This is a genomic window from Providencia alcalifaciens DSM 30120 (assembly GCF_000173415.1).
GTDB lineage: Bacteria > Pseudomonadota > Gammaproteobacteria > Enterobacterales > Enterobacteriaceae > Providencia > Providencia alcalifaciens.
This window is the reverse complement of the sequence record NZ_ABXW01000042.1, coordinates 39306-65250: the sequence shown is the minus strand read 5'-3', so window position 1 is coordinate 65250 and position 25945 is coordinate 39306. Positions and strand designations below refer to the sequence as shown.

The window sequence follows — 25945 nt, the reverse complement described above, 5'->3', positions numbered from 1 at the left end:
GCACACAATGAGCACATTTTTCATGGGTGTTGACCTCGGAGGCACCGTTATCAAAGCGGGGATCTACAGCCCTGATGGTCAAGAGATTGTCGTGGCTGAGCATCCTTTCCCAACAGAAAGCCCACAAGCTGGGTTCAGTGAACGCAATATGGAAACACTGTGGCAAGTCACCTGCGGCGTGATCCGTGAGGCCATAGTCAAAAGCCAGCTGCATGCCTCACAAATTGCGGGAGTGAGCTTTTCCTCTCACGGCAAAGGGTTGTATTTGCTAGACAAGCACGGAAAACCCGTCAGGAACGGGATCGTTTCTTCAGACTCCCGCGCACAGGCGATTGTTGACCAATGGCATCAAAATGGCACCGCAGAGCAAGCATACCCGCTCAGCTTGCAGCAACTGTGGGCATCGCACCCAGTTGCACTGCTGAATTGGCTAAAACAACATGAGCCCGATAGCTACCGTGATGGCCGCTACGTTTTAATGGTTCACGACTATATTCGTTACCGGTTGACTGACCAGCTCACTTGTGAAGAAACCAATATTTCAGGTAGCCAATTATATAACCCAACCACATCCAGCTATGACCCTAGACTGTGTGAATTGTTTGGCATTGAAGAAGCTAATGAAAAATTAGCGCCAGTTATCAACTCCGCACAATCGGCGGGTTGCGTCACCACCCAAGCAGCCAAAGATTGCGGTTTACAAGAAGGCACGCCCGTTTTTGGTGGTTTCTTTGATGTGGTCGGCGCGGCGTTATCATCCGGTGTCAGCCAAAAAGATAAGCTGAGCGCAGTGGCGGGAACCTGGACTATTTCAACACGGGTTTTCGACAAAATTATGCCTGCTGATTATCCTTATGTTTGGGGAAAATATTGTATTCCAGGCACCTATTTTGTCCACGAAGGAAGCCCAACCTCCGCCAGTAATCTAGCTTGGTTTACACGACATTTTTTCAACCAACGCTTGCAGGATTATAACGTGCTTAACGCATGTGTTGCGGAAGGTGCAACTCGGCAGAATGACATCCTGTTTTTCCCTTGGCTGTATGGTTCCAATTATCACAGTAACCTGCATGGTGGATTGCTTGGTTTAAGCTCTCATCATACTGAGGGGGATATCGCTTACGCGATTTACCAAGGAATAGTGTTCTCTCATCTACTGCATCAAGATCGTATTGTAGGTATCGATAATTGCACTCAAGCTATCCGCTTTACTGGCGGACCGACTAACTCTGCGCTGTGGATGCAGATGTTCTGTGATGCAAGCAATTTACCACTAGAAGTTGTCGATGTTCAGCAATCAGGTTGCCAAGCGGCAGCACTATGTGCCGCTGTCGGCTCCGGCTATTACACTGGATTTGATGCTGCGATTTCATCCAGCCCCCCAAAAATCACAGCATATCAGCCAAGCCAAGCGGCTCACTTACAGTTACGGGATAAGTTTGCCCGCTTTAAAGCGGTAGCAGATGCATTGAGCCAATAACGTCAAAAATACCTCCTAAATTCGTCACATGACGAAGGTAGGAGGTATTTTTACCTGCCATAACCCCTCCAATGGCACCTCCTCTTATATATATTATTTCGTTACTCAAAATCTCATTTACCAATTTAACATTTTATTAACTAATTTTTTGTAAGTTTAAAAAGTACTCAAATGTTAAATAGCGAAATAAAGCGAAATTTTCCTAATTAATTTATTCGACCAAATAATAATCGAAATAGAAAAATAAATTCCCTTTCAATATAAAAAATGAAAATGCAGAAATTACGCATAAAAAAATATTACTGTGAGTCAGGTCAATAATCCCAGATTAAACGTGATTAATTAGCAACCAAATGCTCAGAAATTGGATTTTTTCCATATTTTGATTAAGTCTGGAAAGTCAGTAAAAATATCTAACATATATTTGACCGATTGTGCTAAAAAATGAGCACTTAAATTTAAAGTTAAATTTTTCATATAGATACAAACAAAAAATATCATAAAAAAAAGAAATCACTGAAGAAGAGTCGTTAATATGCATTTTCATTAAAAATAAATTAATTGGTTGAAAATACATCAAGTGATGATTAAATAACTAAAAAATTTAACTTAATATTTATTTTATGTCTCAAAAAAAATAATCTGACTTAATCAAAATTTAGCATAATCAACTAAGAATGATTATTTAATATTTTTCCAACCCACCCAACGAAATAATTAACTTATCTAAAATAAATCTATTTACACCTGTACACTTTTTCTGACATTAACAATTAAATTTCACTATTTATGCTATTTAAAAAATAAGCCAAATTGCGACAAACCCCCAACAACACTGACCAGATCAAATAATTCATTCATACATTTCACTCAAATTTATTAACAAGTACTAACCATACTTAACAATTTCAAAATATATGATAAGATCATTATCTCAATTTGAAATTATTTACTATATAAAAAACAAGATTGTTATTGAGGTTATAGATGAAAATCTCGAGAAGAAAACTATTATTAGGGGTTGGTGCTGCTGGTGTGATTGCTGGGGGCGCAGCTGTTGTCCCTATGATCCGCAGAGAAGGTCGTTTTGAATCTACTCAGTCTCGCGTACCTGCGGTTGCTGGTACAGAAGGTAAATTACCTGCGTCAGCTGATGCAGTAGTTATCGGTGCGGGTCTTCAAGGGATCATGACTGCGATTAACCTGAAAGAACGTGGCTTAAACGTTGTTATCTGTGAAAAAGGAGTTGTGGGCGGTGAACAATCTGGCCGTGCATATAGCCAAATCATCAGCTACAAAACCTCCCCAGCTATTTTCCCTTTACACCACTACGGAAAAATTCAATGGCTCGGCATGAACGAAAAAATCGGCGCTGATACCAGCTACCGCGTTCAAGGTCGTGTTGAAGTTCCTTCAAGCGAAGAAGATCTGGAAGTTTCAAGAGCGTGGATCAAATCTGCGTCTGAAAACCCAGGTTTCGATACCCCGCTGAGAACCCGTATGATCGAAGGTCAAGAACTGGCTAATCGTCTGGTTGATGCTCAAACTCCATGGAAAATTGGTGGCTTTGAAGAAGATTCTGGTAGTCTTGACCCAGAAACTGTTACCCCAGCAATGGCTAACTACGCAAAATCAATTGGCATTCCAATTTACCTAAATTGCGCAGTTCGTGGCTTAGAAACCGCCGGCGGTAAAATTTCTGACGTTGTGACTGAAAAAGGCGCAATCAAAACCTCTCAAGTCGTTCTGACTGGTGGTATCTGGTCACGTCTGTTCATGGGTAACTTAGGTGTTGATGTCCCTACTCTGAACGTTTACCTGTCTCAACAGCGTATTACTGGTGTTCCAGGCGCACCAAAAGGTAACGTTCACCTGCCAAACGGTATCCACTTCCGTGAACAAGCAGACGGTACTTACGCAGTTGCACCACGTATCTTCACCAGCTCTATCGTGAAAGACAGCTTCCTGTTAGGGCCAAGATTCCTGCACGTATTAGGCGGTGGTGAATTACCATTAGAATTCTCTCTTGGTAAAGACCTGTTCAACTCATTCACAATGGCAACATCTTGGAACTTAGACGAGAAAACACCATTTGAAGAGTTCCGTACAGCAACCAACACACCAAACAATGAACATTTAGATGGCGTGCTGGAAAGACTGAGAAAAGAGTTCCCAGTATTTAAAGAATCTAAAGTTGTCGAGCGTTGGGGTGGCACTGTTTCTCCAACTGATGATGAGATTCCAATCATTTCTAAAGTTGAACAATACCCAGGTCTGGTTATCAATACCGCGACCGGTTGGGGTATGACTGAAAGCCCGGCGGCTGGTCGATTAACGGCTGAATTGTTAATGGATGAAAAAACCTTTATCGATCCGACGCCTTATAAACTGTCTCGTTTTAACTAATTAAGACGAAACACTATTAAATTGAACCTATTAAATACTTAACAGTCTTAATAGGTTCTTATTCACATATATAATGGAGTTATTATGAGCTACAAAACTTTACTGCTTTCTTTACCTTTAGTTTTAGGTGTAGCAACTGCAAATGCAGCAGATGATGTGAAACGTGTTCCAGTTAAAGGTTTTCCAATTGCTGAATCCGTAGAAATCGGCGCAGGTAACAGCATCATTTTCCTGAGCGGAAAAGTCCCTGCTAAAATCTCTAAAGATGCTCCAGAAGGCGTTTTAGAATCTTACGGTAATACCGAAGCGCAAACACTCAGCGTCCTGAACCAAATTCAAGCAAACCTAAAAGAAATGGGTCTGACTATGAATGACGTTGTTAAAATGCAAGTTTTCTTAGTGGGTGGTGACGAAACTAAAGGAACTATGGACTTCGCTGGCTTCATGGCTGGCTACAACAAGTTCTATGAAACTGAAAAAGTGACTAATCTGCCAGCTCGCTCTACCTTCCAAGTCGCTAAACTGGCTAACCCAGCTTGGAGAGTGGAAATTGAAGTTACAGCAGTTCGTCCAGCAGCTAAAAAATAATTTTTAACTGACAACGAATTCCTAAAACGGCCGACTATTTATTTCCGCTTTGGCTTGGAAGTAAACCTTAGCGGCCGTTTTTGTTTCCTTTCTCTTTTATTCCCATTACTATTATTCTTCTTTGATAAATACTTATATCGAATTCACCGCCTATATACTTACAGTTAGGGCATACTGAGCACCAGTAGGAAGAATATGATTAAAGAATCTCTGAAGATCCATGGAAAAAAACAGTTTGAAATCAAACAGCAGGTTTTTTTTCCTCGAAAATCCAAAGAGATCCGATACCAAGTTGAGACTTTCTTTTTTCTTCCTGCATCGATGCAAGTTAACCCCGATCTCTACACCGCCTCAAATCTTCAGCGCAGTTTAAAAAACTATATTCGTTTACGGGCACCTACGGTTCAATTGTCCTCTATCCCCGCAGAGAATGGATTAGTCGATGAATTAAAAAGCTGGCTAGAGCGACTCGACCCAGAATTACCCCCAACATTAGATGAATACGAAAACCACCTAAAACGCTTCGCGCTTACCTTTAAGCGTAGCGTCAGACTCACGCTAAAAATGGTCGCTCAAAACGCGCAGAGGCAAACTGAAGAGTACATAACGGGGTTATTAGCCGACATTGAACATGGGCTTAAGCGCTATCGTGAACTGAGTACTTACACCGCTCCGATTGAAAATATTATTCACTCAAACGCATTCGCGTATTGCGATGAATTTATGTCTCATTACACGTTGTTTTACTTACACGATTTATTAAAAGAGAAACAACTTCCTCTGCGCGATGAAATTCGTCATCTGTGGTATCAAGAAATGCGTTATCTGAAAAAGCTGGCTCCCGATAACTTTCCTCACGATGAAAATGATGCAGAAATGGTGACCTATCGGCGCAATTTGCTGAAGAAATATATTAACCGCTACCTCTATTTAGACATTCGTCATAAGCGAGGACTCCCTCTACTTTTACACTCAATTTATGGTATCGCCGCCGCAATTTCGATGGTATTCGCTACATTTATTGCATTTATGTGGCAAGGAAAATATGGGGCACTTAGCGCGAATTTATTCTTGGCAATGGTCATTGGTTATATCTTTAAAGACCGTTTAAAAGAAATTGGACGTGAACAACTGTATCGTTTGTTCCAACGTTGGATACCCGACCGCCAGCTACGTATTTATCGTGAAGGCGTCAAAGAGCCCGTCGGGATATGTAAAGAGTCATTCCGTTTTCTAAAAGAGAGCACCCTCTCACCCGACATTCACGAGATGCGCCAAAAATCCCACTGGGTAAATTTGATCAATGTGCAGCGGGTTGAAGATATTTTGTATTATCGAAAAGATGTAACCCTGCACAGCCACTCCGCGGCGTTTATGCAGACTCAATCTTCCATTGTGGATATTACGCGGGTCAATATTTCGGATTTCCTGAAATATATCGATATTAGCTATGAAGAGTTAATGGTTAACGATGATGAGCCAGCCATCATTGGCGAGAAGGTTTACCATATCTACCTTTGCCGCCGCGTCATCATGAATAAAAAAGCTTACAATGAGCTGGCTCGGTTAGTGGTAAATGCAGATGGCATCAAACGCTTGGAAATTCTTCAGCCACTTGATGAATTAGACAGCGACGAAGATATTACTATTCCGCCACAATAAAACACCGCTCCAATATCGCCTATTGGAGCGGATATCACTAGTAATACAGTGCGATACGTTGCCCATCGAGCTCTTTGACTTCAAGAGGCGTATCAAAAATTTCCTCTAAAATCTCAGACTTCATGATCTCTTCCGGTGCACCATGATAAGATAAACGCCCATTTCTCAGCGCCACAATATAATCCGAATAAACGGAAGCGAAGTTAATATCGTGGATCACCAGAATGATGGTTTTACCCAGCTCGTCAGCAGCACGGCGCAATAATTTCATCATAATCACCGCATGCTTCATGTCTAAGTTATTCAGCGGTTCATCTAGCAGCACATATTCCGTATCTTGGCATAATACCATCGCCACGTAAGCACGCTGGCGCTGACCACCCGATAACTCATCAAGGTAACGATGACGAAATTCGGTTAAATTCAAAAACGCCAAAGACTCATCGATTTTCTTTTTATCATCCAGAGTTAGGCGCCCTTTGGTATATGGGTAGCGCCCAAAACCCACCAGCTCTTCCACCGTTAAACGGCTAGCGAACTGGTTTTCTTGGCGAAGCACCGATAAGCAGGTTGCAAGCTTGTCACTGGGTGTTGTCGACACATCGAGTTCGTTTACTTTGACATAACCATGGTCCGCCGATAATAAGCGACCAATGATCGATAATAGCGTTGATTTTCCTGCACCATTTGGACCAATGATTGAAGTAACACCACTATTTTTAATACTGGCAGTGACGTTATCTAAGACCTTAGTATCTTGATAACTTTTCGATATCTGATGAATTTCAATCATACTAAAACCTTCTTAACACCATATAAATAAAGAATATTCCGCCAACAAACTCCAGCACCACAGACAGAGTTCCGGCTTTATTTAATCCATATTCAAGAACCAGCTGCCCACCGACTAAAGCGATGACACCCAGCAAGAAAGAGACGGGCAGTAAATAACGATGCTGACTACTACCTGCAATATAGTAAGCCAAGTTTGCTACCATCAACCCGAGAAATGTTAGTGGTCCCACTAGCGCGGTAGAAATCGCCACTAAGACAGAAATCAGCAATAAAATGACCGTGACTTGCTGGCGATAGTTAATCCCTAAGTTCACCGCATTGGCTTGCCCCAGTGCTAACACATCGAAGCAGTAACGCATGCGCCAGAGTAGAATTCCCACAATCACCGTAATCACGAGTGTGAAGAGAATCAGCTCAGGCGTACCTCTGGTGAATGTCGCAAACATCCGGCTTTGTAGAATGGAAAACTCATTAGGATCCATTAAGCGCTGTAGCAACGTCGCCACACTACGAAACAGCGTACCGAGAATAATCCCCACCATCAAAACAAGGTTGATATTCATTTTGACGGAGATAAATAACCAGCGATACAGCAGCACAGAGAAGATAACGAGCAGCGACGATTCCAGCAAAAACTTACCAATATTCAATAACCATGATGCCGGAAAGCTATCGGTATAAAACACAAAGATAGTTTGCAGCAGAATAAACAGTGCCTCTAAACCCATAATAGACGGGGTAAGAATTTTGTTATTCGCGATAGTCTGGAACAGAACCGTCGAAACACCTGAGCCAAACGCCACAATAATCATCGTCAGTACGATATAACCACGATGAGGCAGAATGTAAGCTAAATTGCTGCCCAAATTAATGGTCATATACAGAATGATCGACAGCACCGACAGCGCAGCCAAAAGACCAATACGCTGCATGGGTGAGAAGGTTCTCTTCACGGGCAAACTTAATGAATTAACTTTTTCCATAACGCTGATGCTTTAACAAGAGATAAAGGAAGATAACCGCACCCACAACACCTAAAATCACGCTTGCAGGAATTTCAAACGGATAGCGAATTAAGCGACCAATAATGTCGCATAACAGCACCAGTCCACCACCAGCTAAGCAGATCCATGGGATAGTTTTACGAATATTGTCCCCCATCACTAAGCTGATAAGGTTCGGTACGATCAATCCTAAGAAAGGTAATGCGCCAACCACCACCACCACGACACCACTGATCAATGCAATGATAGATAACCCGATGGTCATGACTTTTTGATAATTTAAGCCGACGTTAACAGAAAACTCACGCCCCATACCTGCCACAGTGAAGCTATCTGCGATTAAACAAGCAGCCAGTGTCAAGCCACCAACCAGCCATAGCAGCTCATAGCGACCTTGCAAAATACTAGAGAAATCGCCACTCATCCATGCACTAAGAGACTGAAGCAAGTCAAAATAATACGCGGTAAAAATAGTGAGTGCGCTGATCACAGCCCCAAGCATAATGCCGACTAAAGGGACAATCAGGGCGGACTTCAGAATAATCCGTCGTAAAATCAGCATGAACAATGCGGTACCTAACAACGCAAAACCACTCGCAACCACCATTTTGGTCATGATAGAGGCCGTTGGATAGAGGATCATCACGAACAGTAAGCCAAGGCTTGCGGATTGTGTTGTACCGGCAAGGGAAGGTTCAATAAAGCGGTTTTGCGTGAGTAACTGCATAATGAGCCCCGCGACACTCATGGCGCTCCCAGCGAGGATCAGCGCGGCAGTGCGAGGAATTCGGCTCACAAAAAAGATATCTTGCATCTCGGGATCGGTGAAAAGCGAAACGGGTGACACGTCACCCGCTCCAATAAACAAGCTTAATACCGCTAATACCAATAACGCGAGAATACCAAAAGAAAGATAAAGCGTTTTCATTGATTAATTCGTTTTGTTCTTCTCTAAAGCTTTGTTTACATCATCCATTAACTGGGAATAAGTTTGGATACCACCCGCAATGTAGACTGATGAGGAATCTAAATAAGCTACTTGTCCTTTTTGCCATGCAGACGTTTTTCTCACTAATGCGTTGTCTAATACATCCGCAGCAGGTTGTGCATCTTTTGCACCGATAGCGCCATCACGGTCAATCACAAATAACCAGTCTGGGTTCAGTTTTAATAACAATTCTGAATTCACGATATTACCGTGACGACCAGTATCTTCTGTGAAGACATAAGCTGGTTCAAAACCTAATACATCAAAAATAAAGCCAAAACGAGAACCTGGACCGTAAGCAGAAATTTTACCGCCACTGACTAAGATCACCATGGCTTTACCCGCACTTGGGGCTTTACCTTTGATATCATTAATTTTGTTTTTGAAGTCAGTCACGACTTTATCCGCTTCGGCTTCTTTACCAAATAAAGAACCCAGCAGAGTCGTACGTTCAATCAGGCTATCAATAAAATGTTTGTTATCAATATCCAAAGAAATAGTTGGTGCGATACCGTTTAATTTATCGTAAGCATCACGAGCACGGCTACCACCTAAGATCACATCAGGCTTTGCACTGCTGATCGTTTCATATGCAGGTTCAAATAAGCTTCCACCATTAACATATTCTGAGGTGCTATATTTTTCTAAAAATTTAGGAAAATGGGCGTTAGTTTGTGGGACACCAATTACCGGAATACCTAGCGCATCAATGATATCTAGCGTTTCCATGTTCATCACAAATGCACGTTGTGGGTGGCTAGGAATTTCAGTCTTGCCTTGAGCATGTTCTACGACAATCGTTTGTTTTTCAGTTGATTGCTTTTCTGTTGTTTGCTGCTCAGTTGTTGGTGCCGCACCTTGTGTTTGCTTAGCGTCATCACAGCCAGCTAATGCAACAACAGATAATAAGGCAAACCCTGAAACTAATGATTTTGCGAACATCTAAATTCCTCCACCTTTCAATGTGATTATCGTTAGCCACGTCACTCATGACCCGAAGATGGCGGATATCTTACATGAAACATAGCGCTAATGATATTAGTTTGCATTTGCATTTCGAAAAACAATGATGTATCGCACAAAAACACACATTGCCTATATTTAAATCATCTTACTGTTACCTCGTTTTGATTAAGGAGAACGCAAATGACTCAAGCATGGTGGAAATCCGCTGTGGTATACCAAATCTATCCAAAAAGCTTTTATGACTATAATGGCGATGGCATCGGCGATCTGGCGGGTATCACCGCCAAGCTCGATTACATCCAATCCTTGGGCGCTAACGTCATTTGGTTATGCCCTATTTTTGAATCTCCAATGAAAGACAATGGCTATGACATTGCTAACTATGATTGTGTCGACCCCATTTTTGGCGATAACGACGACCTTGATGAACTGATACGCCAAGCCGCGCAGCGAGGGATTAAAATACTATTAGATTTGGTGCTCAATCACTCTTCTAACCAACACCCGTGGTTTAAAGCCGCACTTGCCGATCCTCAAAGCCCGTATGCAGATTACTATCAATTTATCGAGTGGGATCATCCTACACCTCCGAATAATTTACGGACATATTTTGATTGCCCTGTTTGGACGCAGGTTCCCAATAGCACGCGCTGGTACTTTAATTCGTTTGGTCCTGAGCAGCCTGATCTCAACTGGGAAAATCCACAATTACGCAAAGAAATTATTCAGATGATTAATCGTTGGATAGCTAAAGGTGTTGCTGGGTTCCGTATTGATGCCATTGGAAATATTAAAAAATCCACTGAAGCACTTTCACCTCATCACTTCCCTGCAGATCGCGAAGATGGTTCCGCCTCTTTAGTTCCTTGGGTCGTCAATCAGCCAGGGATCCATGATTTTTTAAAGGAACTCGCCAGCCAAACGTTCCATCCCGCCAATGTCATGACCGTTGCCGAAATTGATGTTCCTCCACATGACTTAGTCGACTATATCGGTGAAGATGGCGCATTTTCCATGGTATTCGACTTTAGTATTGCAGACCTCGATATTGCAAAGCAGCCTCCTTTTTCCATTTCTCCAATCACCGCTGAGCGTTTAAAACCCGTATTTTTCAACAACCAGCTAACAACTCAGCAAGTAGGCTGGGGTGCGCCTTATTTAGAAAATCATGATCAGCCACGCTCACTGAATAAGTTTCTAAACCAGCATGCTAAAAATCCATTTGCGGCGAAAATGTTGGCCACTTTCTTACTGACTCAGCGTGGAACACCATTCATTTATCAGGGGCAAGAAATTGGCATGACTAACTGCCCAATGACTTTAGATGAGCACGATGACCTCCACCTCTTCAAACTTTACCAATGGGGCAAGCATCAAGGGTACAGCGAGCCCACTATGATGAGGTATTTTGACCAACGCAGCCGTGACAACGCACGAACTCCCTTCCAATGGAATAACGCATCACAGGCTGGATTCACGACGGGAACCCCATGGCTAAAAGTCAATCCTAACTACCCTGAAATCAATGCCGCAGCTCAGCAACAGGAGCCGGATTCACTGTTTGCATTTTACCAACAGTTAATTCACCTTCGCCGCCATTCCGTCATTAGCCCCATTTTAGTAGACGGTGAATTTTCAGCGATTGATGCCCCCGCATCCGTGATAGCTTATCGTCGAACGCTAAATTCGCACTCGATTAATATCTATTGTAATTTTAGTGATAAGCCTCAGCCTATTCGCCAAAATTACGCTAAGGTACATTTAAATAACATGGCGACAATTAGCGACCACAATCAGCAAATTATCTTACAACCCTATCAATCAATAATTTTTGAGGTAGAGAAAAGTGAATAATTAAATACCCCACTCATAATCAGTGTAATTAAAGATATATTTTCACCCGTAAATTTGAAATAGCGCATAGTCGGGTGATATATCTAAAATAATAATTTTAATTACGGTGAATATTATTAATTGATAACTTAATAATACTATTAAAAAACAAATTAAATTGTTGTTATTTAAGGAATTAAATTCAACTCAAAGCTAAATATGTGAAGCCTATCAAATACAAATCAAATAATTTAAGTAAAGTCTAAACAGCTCACTTTACTTTTTTAAGGTTATTTATTTGCCAAATAAAAATTATGACGTTATTCCAAGAATAACTTCACGGTGTCGTACTGCGAATATTTCAGACGCAGAGACCCAAACAATTCACAAGCACACTGATGGCTTTGGCACACTCATTCGAGACATAGATGGTTGGCTACTGGCAGAAGGCACCCATCTACGTCCCTATGAATGTCTTGGTGCCCACCCTATCAACTTCGACGGTGTTGATGGGGTGATTTTTTCTGTTTGGGCGCCCAATGCCCAACGTGTTGCTGTTATTGGAGAATTTAACCAATGGGATGGTCATATTCATCCAATGGTATTGCGTCATGAGGTGGGGATTTGGGAACGGTTCATCCCAGAGGCTCAGATTGGGCAATCTTATAAATATGAACTGCAAGATAGCCGAGGCTATCGGCGAATAAAAGCAGACCCTTACGCGATAAAAAGTGTGCTGTTTCCCCATGTAGAATCCGTGGTGACCTCACTGCCTAAAAAATATATTCAGCCACAGTCGACCTTGGCATCAGCACCATTATCAGCACCAATTTCTATTTATGAAGTTCATTTAGGCTCATGGCGTCGACACAAGCACAATAATGGCTGGCTAAGCTATCGACAATTGGCGGAACAACTCATTCCTTATGTCGCCGAAATGGGCTTTACCCATCTTGAGTTTTTGCCCATCAGCGAACATCCCTTTGATGGCTCTTGGGGTTACCAGCCTATTGGATTGTATTCCCCAACTTACCGTTTTGGCAGCGTGGATGATTTTCTCTATCTGATTCAAACTGCTCATCAATATCACCTCAAGGTCATTCTTGATTGGGTACCTGCGCATTTTCCCACGGATGAATATGGATTAGTGCAATTCGATGGCACCGCACTCTATGAATACGCTGATCCTCGTGAAGGCATTCATCAAAATTGGCATACGCTGATTTATAACTACAGCCGCTATGAAGTGGCTAATTTTTTGGCAGGTAATGCCTTGTATTGGATTGAACGTTTTGGGATTGATGGGTTACGTGTTGATGCTGTTAGCTCGATGATTTATCGAGATTACAGCCGCAAAGAGGGAGAATGGATTCCTAATAAATGGGGAGGGAAAGAGAACCTCGAAGCTCTCGATTTTTTACGCTATACCAATCAAATCATCAAAGAAAATTGCCCTCATGCGCTAATGATAGCGGAAGAATCGACGGCATTTCCCCTCGTCACAAGTTCCGTAAAAAAACAGGGCTTAGGTTTTGATTTTAAATGGGATTTAGGTTGGATGCACGATACGCTCAGCTATATGTCCCTTGACCCAATCTACCGCCAATACCACCACCAACAAATGACCTTTGGTATGTTTTACGCCCACAATGAACACTTCGTTTTACCCCTTTCTCACGATGAAGTGGTACATGGAAAAGGGTCACTGCTGAACAAGATGTCCGGTGATACATGGCAAAAGTTTGCCAATCTACGAGCTTATTACGGGTTTATGTGGGGGCATCCGGGTAAAAAGTTGTTGTTTATGGGAGGCGAGTTCGCACAAGAGCGAGAATGGGACCATGACACAGGTCTTGATTGGCACCTATTAGAGCCCGAACATGATGGCTGGCACACGGGTGTACAACGCCTTGTTCGTGATTTAAACCATTGCTATCGCCGCTATCGCGCACTGCACCAGCTCGATTATTCTTCATGGGGTTTTGAATGGTTAGTCGTTGATGATCATCAAAACTCTGTATTTGCTTTCATACGCCGAGATGCCAACAACCATGAAATTCTGGTTGTGGCAAATTTCACCCCGATTGTTCGACATAATTACCGTATTGGCGTGCACCATCCGGGCCATTATCAAGAGATCATCAATACAGATTCCCATTATTATCGCGGCAGTAACGTGGGTAATCGAGGCGCCATTTCAACCCAAGCAATTGCCTCTCATGGCAAAGAATATTCTCTGAATTTAGTTCTCCCTCCTCTCGCCACCTTGTACTTAAAACGGGAGCAGACTAATGACGACATTTAATTTTCACCAAGGTCAGCCTTACCCTCTTGGTAGCCATGTTGATGAGCATGGTGTGAATTTTGCGGTATACAGCGAGCATGCAGAACACATTGATCTTTGTGTATTGAACCCTTTCGGCGACGAAACTCGATATCCTCTCCATCAAGGGGATAACCACATTTGGCACGGTTATTTAGCAGGAGCAAAAACGGGTCTGCATTATGGGTACCGTGCCAGAGGAAAATGGGTGCCGCTAATAGGATTACGTTTCAATCATCATCGCCTACTGGTTGATCCTTACAGCCGAGCCCTAACCGATAAGCAATCCCCTTACTCCATCGTTAATCACGAGCCTTATGACTGGCGAGATGATATTCGCCCCAACACCCCGTGGTCTAACACCGTCATTTATGAGGCTCATGTTCGCGGGCTCACGCAATTACATCCTGATATTCCCTCAACATTGCGTGGTAGCTACGCCGCGATTGCTCAACCTTGCATTATTCAGCATTTAACGAATCTCGGGATCACCGCACTTGAACTACTTCCAGTGCAATTTCATCTTGATGAACCCCATTTACAAGCCCGTCAATTAACGAATTATTGGGGTTATAACACTCTCGCGCCATTTGCCATTGAACCTCAATACTGGTCTGGGCTCGAAGGCTCTACACCCTTAAGTGAATTTCGCAATATGGTTAAGACGTTACACCGCGCAGGTATCGAAGTTATCCTCGATATCGTCTTTAATCATACTGCCGAACTCGATGACTCAGGACCCTGTTTATCTTTTAGGGGATTAGATAATCCCACCTATTATTGGTTAAATCATCGTGGGGAATATCTCGATTGGACGGGCTGCGGCAATACCCTGAAATTAGACCATTCCGCTGCCATTCAATGGGTATTGGATTGCCTGCATTTTTGGGCTATTGAATGCCATGTTGATGGATTTCGCTTTGACTTAGCCAGCGTGCTTGGAAGAACACCAATATTTAACTCACGCGCTTCATTACTCAATGCCATCACTCAAGATCCTATACTCAATCAGCTGAAACTGATTGCTGAGCCGTGGGATCTCACCAGTGATGGCTATCAATTGAGTCAATTTCCCAGCCCTTTTGCTGAATGGAACGACCGCTTTCGCGATGATATCCGACGCATTGTTCTGCATCAGGATGTTCCTATTGGCATCTTGGCAAGCCGATTAGCCGGTTCACGGGATTGCTTTTTTCAACCTCACCATTCTAGTTTTGTCTCCATTAATTACATCACCGCACACGATGGCTTTACGCTACGGGATCTTGTCAGTTTCAATCACAAGCATAACGAGGCTAATCATGAAAACAATCAAGATGGTCACGACCACAACAACAGTCACAATCATGGTTTTGAAGGGCTCAATGCCCCAGAGGAGATTCTTGTTGAGCGCCAACAGAGTCAGCAACATTTGTTAAGCTTGCTTTTATTGTCACTCGGAACCCCCATGTTACGCGCAGGAGATGAACTAGGGCACAGCCAACAAGGCAACAATAACGCCTATTGCCAAGATAACCCAATCAGTTGGATCAATTGGCAAGAAGCCGATAAGAACCTGATGGCATTTACGACTCAATTGATCGCCTTACGTCAACAAATTCCCGCACTTATATCAGGGGAATGGTGGCACTCTTTAGCTCCCAACAAAACCGTTGAATGGCTGAATGCACAAGGTATGCCGGTCACTCTTGAGCAGTGGCAGCACTCGTATCCACTACAAGTATTACTGTCAGGGCAATGGCTGTTACTCATAAATTTTACTGAACAACCTCATGAGATGACGCTTCCCCAAGGGGATTGGCAAATTGTTGCCCCTTTTCATCATCATTCGCTCAGCCCCATTCCCCCAAAAACCTTCGTGGTTATGCAACGCTACAGATTTTTGCCAAGCGCTTATTAAGGAAGTGATATGCCTGAGAATACGCCATTTTATTCCTACCCAAACTCTATACCGCGTCAATGGTTAGCCAAGGAGCTCCCTAACAATACTGTGGCGCTCATATTGGCTGGCGGTAAAGGAACTCGCCTCAAAGCCCTCACGCAAAAACAACCCAAGCCTTCACTTCATTTTGGGGGGAAATTTCGAATTATTGATTTTACTTTATCCAATTGTATTAATTCAGGTATTTATCGAGTGGGTATCCTCACACAATACTATTCCCATTCTTTAATTCAGCATATTCAACACAATTGGTCATTCCTCCATGGCAAACCCAATGAATTTATTGAAATCCTTCCTGCACAGCAAAAACAGCACACCAAAGGTTGGTATCAAGGTACTGCAGATGCCATCTTTCAAAATTTAGATGTGATTAGTCACTACCAAGCCAAATACATCATTGTATTAGCGGGAGATCATATCTATAAAATGGATTATTCTCGCATGCTACTCGACCATGTCGAAAAAGGCAGCCAATGCACCGTTGCCTGTATTGAAATCCCGTGTAGCCAAGCTTCTGAATTTGGCATTATGGATATTAATGACGACGAGCAAATCCTTAATTTTATTGAAAAACCTCAAATTCCCCCTTCTATTCCGGGTAAACCTTATGCCGCGCTAGCTAGCATGGGGATTTATGTCTTTGATGCTCAATATTTGTACCAACTACTCGCTGAAGAGCAAGACCAACAGAACACCGAACATGACTTTGGCAAAAACCTGATCCCAAAAGCGGTACAACAAGGTAAAGCTTGGGCACACCCCTTTAGTCGCTCCTGTGTCTACTCTGATTTTAATGCAGGCACATCCCCCTATTGGCGGGATGTTGGCACTATCGATGCCTATTGGAGAGCCAACATTGATTTAGTCTCTGCCAAACCCGCCCTTGATATGTATGACCCTAATTGGTCTATTCAAACAGGTCATTCTTCCCTTGCCCCTGCTCGATTTATTCAGGGAGAAACACACCATTCCCCCATGCTTATTAACACATTGATTAATGCAGGATCCATTGTGGAGGATGCCAAGATAACTAACTCAGTGATCTTTCAAAATGTCCGCATCAACGCTCACAGCCAACTCGATGCCTGTGTGATCCTGCCTGATGTCTCTATCGGGCATGCTTGCCGCTTACAACGCTGCATTGTCGATAGTGGCTGTATTCTGCCAAATCAGTTAATCGTTGGCGAAGACCCACTATGGGACGCTCAGCATTTCTATCGTTCGGAAGGAGGCGTGGTCCTGATTACCCAAGAAATGCTTGACAATCTTGCAGCCTAAAGGAGGTTTTATGCGCATACTGCATGCTGGCTCAGAACTTTTTCCGCTGCTCAAAACGGGCGGTTTAGCCGATGTGCTCGGTGCACTACCTCAAGCTCAAATCGCCGAGGGCGCCGATGTGCGCCTCGTCTTGCCCGGTTTTCCTGCGTTACTCGATGCCATTCCTCACACAGTAGTGGGTAGTCAAATCCACACGTTTGCTGGTCCTATCACATTACGTTTTGGCACCTATGATGGTGTAGGCATCTATTTAATTGATGCGCCTCATTTATATCAGCGGGCAGGAAGCCCCTACCACGATAACAACCTGCATGAATATCAAGACAACTACTTACGTTTTGCCCTATTAGGTTGGATAAGCAGCGAACTTGCCTGTGGATTTGATGTCACTTGGCGACCTGAACTTATTCATGCTCATGACTGGCATGCAGGGCTTTGTGCGGCTTATCTCGCCGCCAGAAATTACCCTGTGCCCTGTGTCTTCACGGTACATAATCTGGCATACCAAGGGCTATTTTCTGCCAACCATTTTCCAGAATTGCAGCTACCTCATACGTTTTATTCTCCCGAAGGCTTAGAGTTCTATGGGCAAATTTCTTACCTCAAAGCGGGATTGTTCTACGCCTCTAAAATTACCTTTGTTAGCCCCACCTATGCAAAAGAAGTGACGATCCCTGAATATGGTTACGGGCTTGCCAGTTTACTCAAACAAAGACAATCTCAAGAGGGTATCTTGGGGATCTTAAACGGTGTGGATTACCAAGTTTGGGATCCTCAACTTGACCCTCTGATCCCGCACAATTACGGTCGTCAAAACATGCTGGGTAAAGCCATCTGTAAAATGACTCATCAACGTGAAAATCAGCTCAGCGTCACCGACAAAGTGCCACTCTTTGGCGTCGTTAGCCGTCTAAGTACCCAAAAGGGACTTGATCTGTTGCTAGAGGTGATCCCCGACCTATTACACCAAGGCGGGCAACTTTCGGTATTAGGCAGTGGCGATACCAATTTACAACACGCATTTGAACAATTAGCCCGTCAATATCCCAAACAGGTTTCTGTCTTGATTGGCTACGATGAACTTCATGCCCATAAACTGATTGCAGCAGCTGACGTGATGGTGGTTCCCAGCCGCTACGAACCTTGCGGACTCACTCAACTGTACGGCCTGAAATATGGGGCTTTACCACTCGTTCGCCACACAGGTGGGCTGGCTGATACGGTCACAGATTGCTCCCTCGAAAATTTAGCCGACCGGACGGCGACAGGTTTTGTGTTCCATGACTACCACGGTTATCGCTCACACCATGGAAAAACCACTGAACTCCATGATGCTATTCGCCGTGTCTTTGCACTTTGGAATGAACCCACTCGTTGGAAGCGCGTTCGTCGCCAAGGCATGCGGATGAACTTTAGCTGGCACGCTTCTGCCCAAAAATACCTTGCACTGTACCAGAGTTTAATCGCCCCACAGGTAGGAGGATCTGAAAATGAATGACCCATTTATCATCAAAAATCGCGAACAACGAATCAATGCCCTCGTCGATTCAATTCAAACTAAATTAAAGTTTATGATTGGTAAAGATCCGATTATTGCGACACAACATGATTGGCTCAATGCGATTTCCTACGCCATTCGCGATTTAACGGTCGACCGTTGGTTACGTGCCATTCGCCGTTCACTATCCCAATCTGACCGCGCCGTCGCGTATCTATCCATGGAATATCTAATAGGTCGAACCCTCTCTAATACCTTATTAAATTTAGGCATGTATGACGATGTTGCTGGTGCCTTGAAGAAAATGGGCTTTGAACTGAATGCCATTTTGGAAGAGGAAGATGACCCTGGTTTGGGAAATGGCGGTCTAGGACGTCTTGCCGCCTGTTTCTTAGACTCGCTGGCAACCTTAAAGATCCCATCGGTCGGGTTTGGAATTCGCTATGAATATGGCATGTTTCAACAGAACATTATTGATGGACAACAAGTGGAGTCCACCGATCGCTGGTTACAATACGGAAATGCATGGGAATTTCCCCGCTACAACCTTAGCTACAAAGTTCGCTTTGCGGGGCGTCTCCAGCAAGAAGGCAAGGTGACTCGCTGGATAGAAACCGAAGAAGTACTCGCTCGCGCCTATGACCAAATCGTGATGGGCTACGGCTGTGACGCCACAAATACCCTACGGCTGTGGTCAGCCCACGCCACAAATGAAATGAACATCAGCAAATTTAATCAAGGGGAATACTCCGCGGCATTTGAAGATAAAAATTTTTCAGAGAATGTCTCTCGCGTGTTGTACCCCAACGACTCGACAGAATCAGGCAAGATTTTACGCCTTGGGCAAGAGTATTTTTTAGTTTCGGCTACCTTACAAAACATCCTTGATGTTCATTACCGAGTCCATGGCACCTTGCATAATCTTGCGGATAAAATCGCTATCCATCTCAATGATACACATCCTGTTTTAGCCATCCCTGAATTAATGCGCTTACTGATTGATGAACATGAATATACATGGGAAGCCGCATGGCAAATGAGTGAAAAAATCTTTTCTTATACGAATCATACATTGATGAGTGAAGCGCTAGAGCGCTGGTCGGTGGAACTTCTTGGGCGCTTGCTTCCCCGACATTTGCAGATTATTTTTGAAATTAACGACCATTTTCTCACTAAAATTAAACAGCGTTACCCTAATAATCCAGAATTATTAACTCGGCTTTCCTTGATTGATGAATCCCATGGACGCTATGTACGCATGGCATGGCTCGCCGTTGTTGGCAGCTACCGAGTGAATGGCGTTTCTCAACTGCATTCTGAGCTAATGACCCAAGAGATCTTTGCTGATTTTGCCAAAATATTCCCTAAACGTTTTTGTAATATCACCAATGGCATCACCCCGCGCCGTTGGCTGGCGCTATGCAATAAACCGCTTGCCAGCCTGATAGATGAAACCATCGGCGAGCACTGGCGAGAAGATCTCACTTTACTTTCACGCTTACAACAACGTACCGATTTCCCGTTATTTATTGAACGATTAAAAACCTGCAAGTTAGAGAACAAAGTAGCTCTCGCCAGTTATATCGCGAATCACTTAAATATTATCGTTGATCCTCACGCCTTATTTGATGTGCAAATCAAACGTATCCATGAGTATAAACGTCAGCTACTCAATATTTTACAAGTGATCGGGCGCTATCACCGTATGTTGCGACTTCCTGAAAAAAACTGGGTGCCTCGCGTGGTGATCTTTTCGGGAAAAGCAGCCTCATCCTACGTTAACGCTAAAATGATTATTCGATTAATCAACGATGTCGCACAAGTGATTAACCATGATGCTCGCATCAAAAACCGCTTAAAAGTGATTTTTATTCCGAATTATAGCGTGAGCTTAGCCGAACTCATTATTCCCGCGACGGATCTCTCTGAGCAGATATCCCTTGCAGGCACAGAGGCGTCAGGAACCGGCAATATGAAATTTGCCCTTAATGGAGCACTGACGATCGGGACATTAGACGGCGCTAATATTGAGATCCGCGAACATGTCGGCGAAGAAAATATATTTATATTTGGACATACCGCAAAACAAGTTGAAGCACTCCGTGCGCAAGGTTATGACCCTCGTAAAATTTACCAAGAACACGAAGATCTCCATGATGTGCTGAATTCGCTAGTCTCCGGCGTTTTCAGTCCAAATGATCCAAATCGCTATTATGCTCTCTACGATTCTCTTATTAATTTCGGGGATTATTACCAACTTCTCGCCGATTATCATTCCTACGTCCAAGCCCAAGATGCCGTTGATAAGTTATATCAAACACCTAACTTATGGGCTCAAAAAACCCTGTGCAATATTGCCAATATGGGCTATTTCTCTTCCGATAGAACCATCAAAGAATATGTCGAGAAAATATGGGACATGAAACCAAACCCATAAGAAAAGCACCGCCACACGGGAAAATGCGCGGAAATGGTGAAAATATCAACCTTAGCGAGAAGGCAGAAATGGCGGGAATACGAATAGTATTCCCTTGTTGCTATGGTTATTCGCTGTAATCGACTTCCTCGTCATTTAGCTCTACCATCACGTCGAAATGTTCCATGATGTCCATAAAGGGCTCGAAAATACCGGAAGGAATTAATATTTCATGGTAAGCATCGTTACCGGAAGTCAGACCCAATAAATAGTAACCAAGAGCTTGTAGCTGCTGATTAGCACGAACAAAAATTTGGTCTGGTCTTAAATCGTTTTTAGGGTCTTTAACGGCAAAATCTAACTGAATATCCAATCCTTCACACTCAAGCGCGCTGTCCAAAAAACCCACCGCAGACTCGCTGTCTTTCCAGTCGATCCAAAAACTATTTCCCATATTTGATCTAACAATCAGGTCCGCCATTAAATAGCCAACCTCACCCTCTTCAATACTTTCCACAAATCCCTCCTCATCTTCGCTGATCCACTCGTTGAGTTCCTCCTCAAACGAAGAGATATCCGTGGCAGCATTCTCTGCTGAATGGGGATTTAACAGTGCAGCCAACTTGGTGATCATTGGCATAATGTCATTATAGTGGTCGACAGTTTCGGGGTTCATGCCCTGCATAGAGGATCCTTATTTTTAGCGTAATTAGCTGTATTTTCACTAAAATAGGTTATTCAGTATATCGACTAATTCCGATATTTATAGTGAGTTAACCCTGAACTAGCGTGCAGATTTCAATCAAGAAGCCATTAAGGTCGTGCACATAACCGATGGTTTGCCCCCACGGCATGTCTTGCGCATCTTGAACTAACTCCGCACCTGCGTTCACGGCTTGATGCAACGCTTTTGGGACATCATCTGTCTCAAAAGCCAGCTCAAAAACCGGGGCGCTAGGGTTAGGTGCGACCGCGCCTTTACCGAGTTGATTCATCAATGCTAACGAAGAAAAAGAAATTGTCGTGCTGCCAGTATCCAGCTCCCCATAATCACCGCTTTCATGGAGAAACGATTTTTTAAAACCAAAAGCTCGTTGGTAAAAATCGAGGGTTTTCTCAACATTCTCGACATACAAAATAGCGTATTTGAATTTCATGTTTTTTGCTCCGCTAATAGGCTATTCAATCATCAGTTTCGTACTGTGGCATGAATTCCCGTTAACGGCTATACCGCTGCTGAATATATTGTGCGCATAGCATCAAGACCAAGCTTATGAGTACAGCAAGACATGCCATCGCCATGCCGCTACCAATCGAACCTTGCTCAAATTGACGCCACACAAAAATCGATACCGTTTGCATGCCCGCAGGAGCCAGTAACAGCGAGGAAACTAACTCTCGCGATGCCACCGCAAACACCAACATCATCGCAGCCACGAGACTTGGCAAGACTAACGGAAACAAAATTAATCTGAGTGAGCGCATCACTCCCGCGCCATGAACCCGTGCCGCATCGGATAAGCTACCGCTAATTTGCGTCAATGCTGCACTGCAATAACGTACAGGGTAAGGCAATAATAAGCAGCTGTAAGCCAGCAATAAAATCCCCCACGTATGGTATGGAGAGACAGGCCAAAACGGTTGATTCCATGCAAGAATAAGCCCAACAGCAACCACAATTCCTGGAATAGCAATCGGCAGTAACGAAAGCCCATCGAGTAATGAAGCACCGCGAATACGCTGTGCGACCACCAGCCATGCACACAAAAATCCAAGTACGCCTGTCAATATTGCCGTTGCTGTCGCAAGAGACACGCTTGTCAGTAATGCATCAAGTGCTTCTGTGTGGCGATTCAGTAACCCAGAAAAATGTCGTAATGTCAGGTTATCGAATGTTAAGCCCCCCGATACTGTGTTGGAAAATGCCGTGCCCAACATGGCGAGTAATGGCATACCAACCGCACAAAGCGCTACGAAAGAAAACAAACATACAGCGGGAATGCGCCAAATACCCAGAGAGCGTGTCACCAATGCCGCGGCTTTGCCCGTATTAGTCGCCACATTACGCCCAGACACTAAGGCGCGTTGCAGTGTATAGGCCAATAGCGCCAAACTGGCTAACACCAACGACAGCGATGCCGCTCCCGGTAAATCAATCGGCCAATCAGCAAGACGTTGTTCAATATCGGTTGTCAAAACTCGGATACCATTCGGTGAGCCAATTGCTGCGGGGATCCCATATTCTTCAATCGCTAAGGTGAAAACCAGCAATAAACCTGCGGCAATCGAAGGCAAAGAGAGCGGCAATGTCACCCGTAGAAATGCCTGCCATGCGGATGCGCCATGAACTTGTGCCACATCCGCCAGACGGTTGCCATTTGCCGCCATACTGCGGGAGACGGCAAAGTAGAGAACAGGAAATAAATTCAATGACATAATCACCACCATTCCCCCAAGGGAAAACAGTGCGCTACCGGGGCTAATGCCAAACAATTGTTGAAAATAACCATTCGGTTGCAGGGTTAACATCCATGAAAGCCCTGCGATATAAGGCGGAATTAAAAATGGAATCAAAAACAGTAAATCCCAAACACGAGCAAAAGGCAGATTAAATAAGCCACGCACAGCCCCTAATGGGATGGCGATAACAGCACTCACCAGCGCCACGCCTAAACCCAATAAAAAGGTATTTTGTAGCAAGCTTGCCAGTTCCTGCTCATTAAATAGATGGATAATCGGCTGGAAAATCTGGCTGAAATCCCCTTGTCCAAAATGCGGAAATAGCGCTTGTAACACAATAAAAATCAAAGGAATAACCACTAAAATCGCCAAAGCGATTAATACCGAAAATGGCAATAAACGACGTGTAATCATCAGTAAATCAGCTCCTGCTGGGTCGCTCATTGCCACCCAGCGGCGAAGAAGAGAAAACCGTTAGCGGAAAATGCCGCTAAAGTGAGATAACACGCTGCTGCGCTCTGTACTGTCCGTTGTCGGTTCAGGTAACAGTTTTAGTGTCGAGAAATCAGGGCGTTTCCCTGCAATATCCGTTCTTGCTGGCATTAACCATGCATCTGCCACAATTTTCTGACCGTCTGGGGAAAGTACATAATCAATGAATGCTTTCGCTTCTTCTTGCTGCTTGCTGCTCTTTAAAATCATCATTGGACGCGGTGCGATTGCCGTTCCACTACTTGGGAAAATCACCTCGATAGATTCTCCCTCAGCAATACTGCCATAAGCCACATAATCCACGGCTCCAAATACAGCCGCTTTTGCACCTTGTAATACCGGCGTCAATGCCTGAGCGTTCGGTCCTGAAATCACCATGCCATTGGCTTTTAATTCAGAAAATAGTGTCCATGCTGCTTCTGATTTTGCATTTTGTAAGCCCAATAATAGATCTAAAGATGCTCCAGATAACGCAGGATCGGGCATCGTCACTTTATCTTTAAAAGCCGGCTGAGCTAGATCTGCCCAATCTTTTGGTGTTGGCGTACCACTTTTACTGTTCCAAACGATCCCCAATGCGGAGATCCCTTGCGCCACATAGTATGGTGTTTTGAATTGCGCAGGCACCTTTTCGGCATTCGGACTTTCATAGGCCAATAGCCACCCTTTTTGCTGAAGATCCAATGCCGTATCCCATGAGGCAGAAATCAACACATCGGCACGAGGATTAGCTTGTTCTGCCTCTAAGCGCGCCATCACTTTGCCCGTGGTTGCCTGAAAAACATCCACTTTCACGCCTGTTTGTTTTTCATATCCTGCGGCTAGCTGTTTTGCCATCGCCCCCGGACCCGCGGTATAGACGGTCAATGCCTGAGAAGAAACGGAGAATAGTGCACAAGATAATCCTAAACTCATTGCGATACCTTTCATGAAAAAATGGTTTGATAACATCAGCTTTTGCATAACAGAGTCTCTCTTCATAAGGTGGTCAAACTGTCTATTTTGCCGTTTTGCATATGGGCGATTTGATGCGCCAATGCATGGGCTTCAGCGGGATCATGAGTGACATAAACGGCAGTAATTTCTAGTGCACGAAGTAGCTGCGCCATCTCATCACACAGGGCACAGCGTAAGGCAACATCAAGGTTAGAAAGGGGTTCATCAAACAATAAAATTTCGGGTTCCGCGATAATGGCGCGGGCTAACGCGACACGCTGTTGTTGACCACCGGATAAATCCGCAGGTTTACGTTTAGCAAACCCTGCCAATCCAACACGTTCCAGTGCTTGATTAACTCTTTCTTCGATCTCTTGGCGTGTAACTTTACGCATGCGTAAGGGAAAAGCGACGTTTTGAAATACCGTCATATGAGGCCAGAGTGCATAATCCTGAAAGACCATCCCAAGATTACGCTGTTCTGGCGGTACAAGATGCTGAGCACTCGCTACCCGCTTTTCATTCAGGAAAATCTCGCCTGAGCTTGGTTGCAATAACCCTGCTAACAGTTTCAATAACGTGCTTTTACCGCAACCCGATGGACCAAGTAGCGCCAAGATAGTGCCTTTCATCACCGTCAAATCGATGCCGTCCAGTACGGTTTGATGGGCAAAAACCTGAGAAAGTTGATGAATGGAAATCATCGGACGTCGCAGTGCTAATTGTGTACTTGCCACGCTAGCATGTTGAAAAGCATCCGAACTCCCATTCAATGAAGAGAGTGTGTTTAACATACATTGTTATCCTCTTTGGGACTTAATCGTTATCGAGGATGCTACGAAAGGAATGGGTCAGAGAGATGACAAATTTGTGATGGA

Annotated in this window: 19 protein-coding genes; 10 read left to right on the top strand and 9 right to left on the bottom strand. The window is 43.9% G+C overall.

Annotated features, from left to right (window positions below):
• Window positions 1-7: 7 nt before the first annotated feature.
• The 4 genes from PROVALCAL_RS07030 (at window position 8) to PROVALCAL_RS07015 (ending at window position 6136) form a co-directional block, all read left to right on the top strand.
• Window positions 8-1480, top strand: coding sequence for an FGGY-family carbohydrate kinase (locus PROVALCAL_RS07030; protein ID WP_006658478.1), 1473 nt, complete (start codon window positions 8-10; stop codon window positions 1478-1480).
• A gap of 987 nt (window positions 1481-2467) precedes the next feature.
• Entirely contained in the window at window positions 2468-3886 is a 1419-nt protein-coding gene (locus PROVALCAL_RS07025; RefSeq protein ID WP_006658476.1) for an NAD(P)/FAD-dependent oxidoreductase, read from the top strand.
• 84 nt (window positions 3887-3970) lie between these two features.
• Window positions 3971-4474, top strand: coding sequence for a RidA family protein (locus tag PROVALCAL_RS07020; RefSeq protein ID WP_006658475.1), 504 nt, complete (start codon window positions 3971-3973; stop codon window positions 4472-4474).
• A 195-nt stretch (window positions 4475-4669) separates the two neighbouring features.
• Window positions 4670-6136, top strand: coding sequence for a hypothetical protein (locus tag PROVALCAL_RS07015; RefSeq protein WP_006658474.1), 1467 nt, complete (start codon window positions 4670-4672; stop codon window positions 6134-6136).
• A 37-nt stretch (window positions 6137-6173) separates the two neighbouring features.
• On the opposite strand, the gene PROVALCAL_RS07010 is transcribed toward PROVALCAL_RS07015, so the two are convergent.
• Genes PROVALCAL_RS07010 through PROVALCAL_RS06995 form a run of 4 tightly spaced genes read right to left on the bottom strand, consistent with a single transcriptional unit; the run spans window position 6174 to window position 9865 of the window.
• Complete coding sequence (locus PROVALCAL_RS07010) at window positions 6174-6929, bottom strand: iron ABC transporter ATP-binding protein (protein WP_006658473.1); 756 nt, start codon at window positions 6927-6929, stop codon at window positions 6174-6176.
• Window position 6930: 1 nt separating this feature from the next.
• The gene (locus PROVALCAL_RS07005) at window positions 6931-7914 is read right to left on the bottom strand and encodes an iron chelate uptake ABC transporter family permease subunit (protein ID WP_006658472.1); all 984 of its coding nucleotides are present in this window, start codon (window positions 7912-7914) and stop codon (window positions 6931-6933) included.
• Complete coding sequence (locus tag PROVALCAL_RS07000) at window positions 7901-8863, bottom strand: ABC transporter permease (protein WP_006658471.1); 963 nt, start codon at window positions 8861-8863, stop codon at window positions 7901-7903. Before PROVALCAL_RS07000 ends, PROVALCAL_RS07005 begins: the two co-directional genes overlap by 14 nt.
• Before the next feature lie 3 nt (window positions 8864-8866).
• Complete coding sequence (locus tag PROVALCAL_RS06995) at window positions 8867-9865, bottom strand: siderophore ABC transporter substrate-binding protein (RefSeq protein ID WP_006658470.1); 999 nt, start codon at window positions 9863-9865, stop codon at window positions 8867-8869.
• Window positions 9866-10069: 204 nt separating this feature from the next.
• On the opposite strand from PROVALCAL_RS06995, the gene PROVALCAL_RS06990 reads away from it, so the two are divergent.
• From PROVALCAL_RS06990 to glgP, 6 genes are all read left to right on the top strand, one after another.
• Window positions 10070-11743 (top strand): alpha-glucosidase, encoded by a 1674-nt coding sequence (locus tag PROVALCAL_RS06990; RefSeq protein WP_006658469.1) that lies wholly within the window; start codon window positions 10070-10072, stop codon window positions 11741-11743.
• A gap of 277 nt (window positions 11744-12020) precedes the next feature.
• Entirely contained in the window at window positions 12021-14027 is a 2007-nt protein-coding gene (gene glgB / locus PROVALCAL_RS06985; protein WP_006658468.1) for a 1,4-alpha-glucan branching protein GlgB, read from the top strand.
• Window positions 14014-15945 (top strand): glycogen debranching protein GlgX, encoded by a 1932-nt coding sequence (glgX, locus tag PROVALCAL_RS06980; protein ID WP_006658467.1) that lies wholly within the window; start codon window positions 14014-14016, stop codon window positions 15943-15945. Before glgB ends, glgX begins: the two co-directional genes overlap by 14 nt.
• 9 nt (window positions 15946-15954) lie before the next feature.
• Complete coding sequence (gene glgC / locus PROVALCAL_RS06975) at window positions 15955-17265, top strand: glucose-1-phosphate adenylyltransferase (RefSeq protein WP_006658466.1); 1311 nt, start codon at window positions 15955-15957, stop codon at window positions 17263-17265.
• Window positions 17266-17275: 10 nt separating this feature from the next.
• Window positions 17276-18763 (top strand): glycogen synthase GlgA, encoded by a 1488-nt coding sequence (glgA, locus tag PROVALCAL_RS06970; RefSeq protein WP_039861727.1) that lies wholly within the window; start codon window positions 17276-17278, stop codon window positions 18761-18763.
• Entirely contained in the window at window positions 18756-21200 is a 2445-nt protein-coding gene (glgP, locus tag PROVALCAL_RS06965) for a glycogen/starch/alpha-glucan family phosphorylase (protein ID WP_006658464.1), read from the top strand. Before glgA ends, glgP begins: the two co-directional genes overlap by 8 nt.
• Before the next feature lie 106 nt (window positions 21201-21306).
• Here the strand turns inward: glgP and PROVALCAL_RS06960 are convergent, their stop codons facing one another.
• The 5 genes from PROVALCAL_RS06960 to PROVALCAL_RS06940 form a co-directional block, all read right to left on the bottom strand.
• A complete protein-coding gene (locus PROVALCAL_RS06960) occupies window positions 21307-21864 on the bottom strand; it encodes a DUF6630 family protein (protein ID WP_006658463.1) in 558 nt (185 codons plus the stop codon).
• An 88-nt stretch (window positions 21865-21952) separates the two neighbouring features.
• Entirely contained in the window at window positions 21953-22336 is a 384-nt protein-coding gene (locus tag PROVALCAL_RS06955) for a VOC family protein (RefSeq protein WP_006658462.1), read from the bottom strand.
• Window positions 22337-22397: 61 nt separating this feature from the next.
• The gene (locus PROVALCAL_RS06950) at window positions 22398-24083 is read right to left on the bottom strand and encodes an ABC transporter permease (RefSeq protein WP_006658461.1); all 1686 of its coding nucleotides are present in this window, start codon (window positions 24081-24083) and stop codon (window positions 22398-22400) included.
• A gap of 30 nt (window positions 24084-24113) precedes the next feature.
• A complete protein-coding gene (locus PROVALCAL_RS06945) occupies window positions 24114-25094 on the bottom strand; it encodes an ABC transporter substrate-binding protein (protein WP_096759617.1) in 981 nt (326 codons plus the stop codon).
• 14 nt (window positions 25095-25108) lie between these two features.
• Window positions 25109-25861 (bottom strand): ABC transporter ATP-binding protein, encoded by a 753-nt coding sequence (locus tag PROVALCAL_RS06940; protein ID WP_006658459.1) that lies wholly within the window; start codon window positions 25859-25861, stop codon window positions 25109-25111.
• Between the last annotated feature and the right edge of the window lie 84 nt (window positions 25862-25945).

Excerpts from the sequence above, each read along its gene's own strand:
- PROVALCAL_RS07030 (WP_006658478.1), top strand. The coding sequence starts at position 8 with ATGAGCACATTTTTCATGGGTGTTGACCTCGGAGGCACCGTTATCAAA.
- PROVALCAL_RS07025 (WP_006658476.1), top strand. The coding sequence starts at position 2,468 with ATGAAAATCTCGAGAAGAAAACTATTATTAGGGGTTGGTGCTGCTGGT.
- PROVALCAL_RS07020 (WP_006658475.1), top strand. The coding sequence starts at position 3,971 with ATGAGCTACAAAACTTTACTGCTTTCTTTACCTTTAGTTTTAGGTGTA.
- PROVALCAL_RS07015 (WP_006658474.1), top strand. The coding sequence starts at position 4,670 with ATGATTAAAGAATCTCTGAAGATCCATGGAAAAAAACAGTTTGAAATC.
- PROVALCAL_RS07010 (WP_006658473.1), bottom strand. The coding sequence starts at position 6,929 with ATGATTGAAATTCATCAGATATCGAAAAGTTATCAAGATACTAAGGTC.
- PROVALCAL_RS07005 (WP_006658472.1), bottom strand. The coding sequence starts at position 7,914 with ATGGAAAAAGTTAATTCATTAAGTTTGCCCGTGAAGAGAACCTTCTCA.
- PROVALCAL_RS07000 (WP_006658471.1), bottom strand. The coding sequence starts at position 8,863 with ATGAAAACGCTTTATCTTTCTTTTGGTATTCTCGCGTTATTGGTATTA.
- PROVALCAL_RS06995 (WP_006658470.1), bottom strand. The coding sequence starts at position 9,865 with ATGTTCGCAAAATCATTAGTTTCAGGGTTTGCCTTATTATCTGTTGTT.
- PROVALCAL_RS06990 (WP_006658469.1), top strand. The coding sequence starts at position 10,070 with ATGACTCAAGCATGGTGGAAATCCGCTGTGGTATACCAAATCTATCCA.
- glgX (WP_006658467.1), top strand. The coding sequence starts at position 14,014 with ATGACGACATTTAATTTTCACCAAGGTCAGCCTTACCCTCTTGGTAGC.
- glgC (WP_006658466.1), top strand. The coding sequence starts at position 15,955 with ATGCCTGAGAATACGCCATTTTATTCCTACCCAAACTCTATACCGCGT.
- glgA (WP_039861727.1), top strand. The coding sequence starts at position 17,276 with ATGCGCATACTGCATGCTGGCTCAGAACTTTTTCCGCTGCTCAAAACG.
- glgP (WP_006658464.1), top strand. The coding sequence starts at position 18,756 with ATGAATGACCCATTTATCATCAAAAATCGCGAACAACGAATCAATGCC.
- PROVALCAL_RS06960 (WP_006658463.1), bottom strand. The coding sequence starts at position 21,864 with ATGCAGGGCATGAACCCCGAAACTGTCGACCACTATAATGACATTATG.
- PROVALCAL_RS06955 (WP_006658462.1), bottom strand. The coding sequence starts at position 22,336 with ATGAAATTCAAATACGCTATTTTGTATGTCGAGAATGTTGAGAAAACC.
- PROVALCAL_RS06950 (WP_006658461.1), bottom strand. The coding sequence starts at position 24,083 with ATGAGCGACCCAGCAGGAGCTGATTTACTGATGATTACACGTCGTTTA.
- PROVALCAL_RS06945 (WP_096759617.1), bottom strand. The coding sequence starts at position 25,094 with ATGCAAAAGCTGATGTTATCAAACCATTTTTTCATGAAAGGTATCGCA.
- PROVALCAL_RS06940 (WP_006658459.1), bottom strand. The coding sequence starts at position 25,861 with ATGTTAAACACACTCTCTTCATTGAATGGGAGTTCGGATGCTTTTCAA.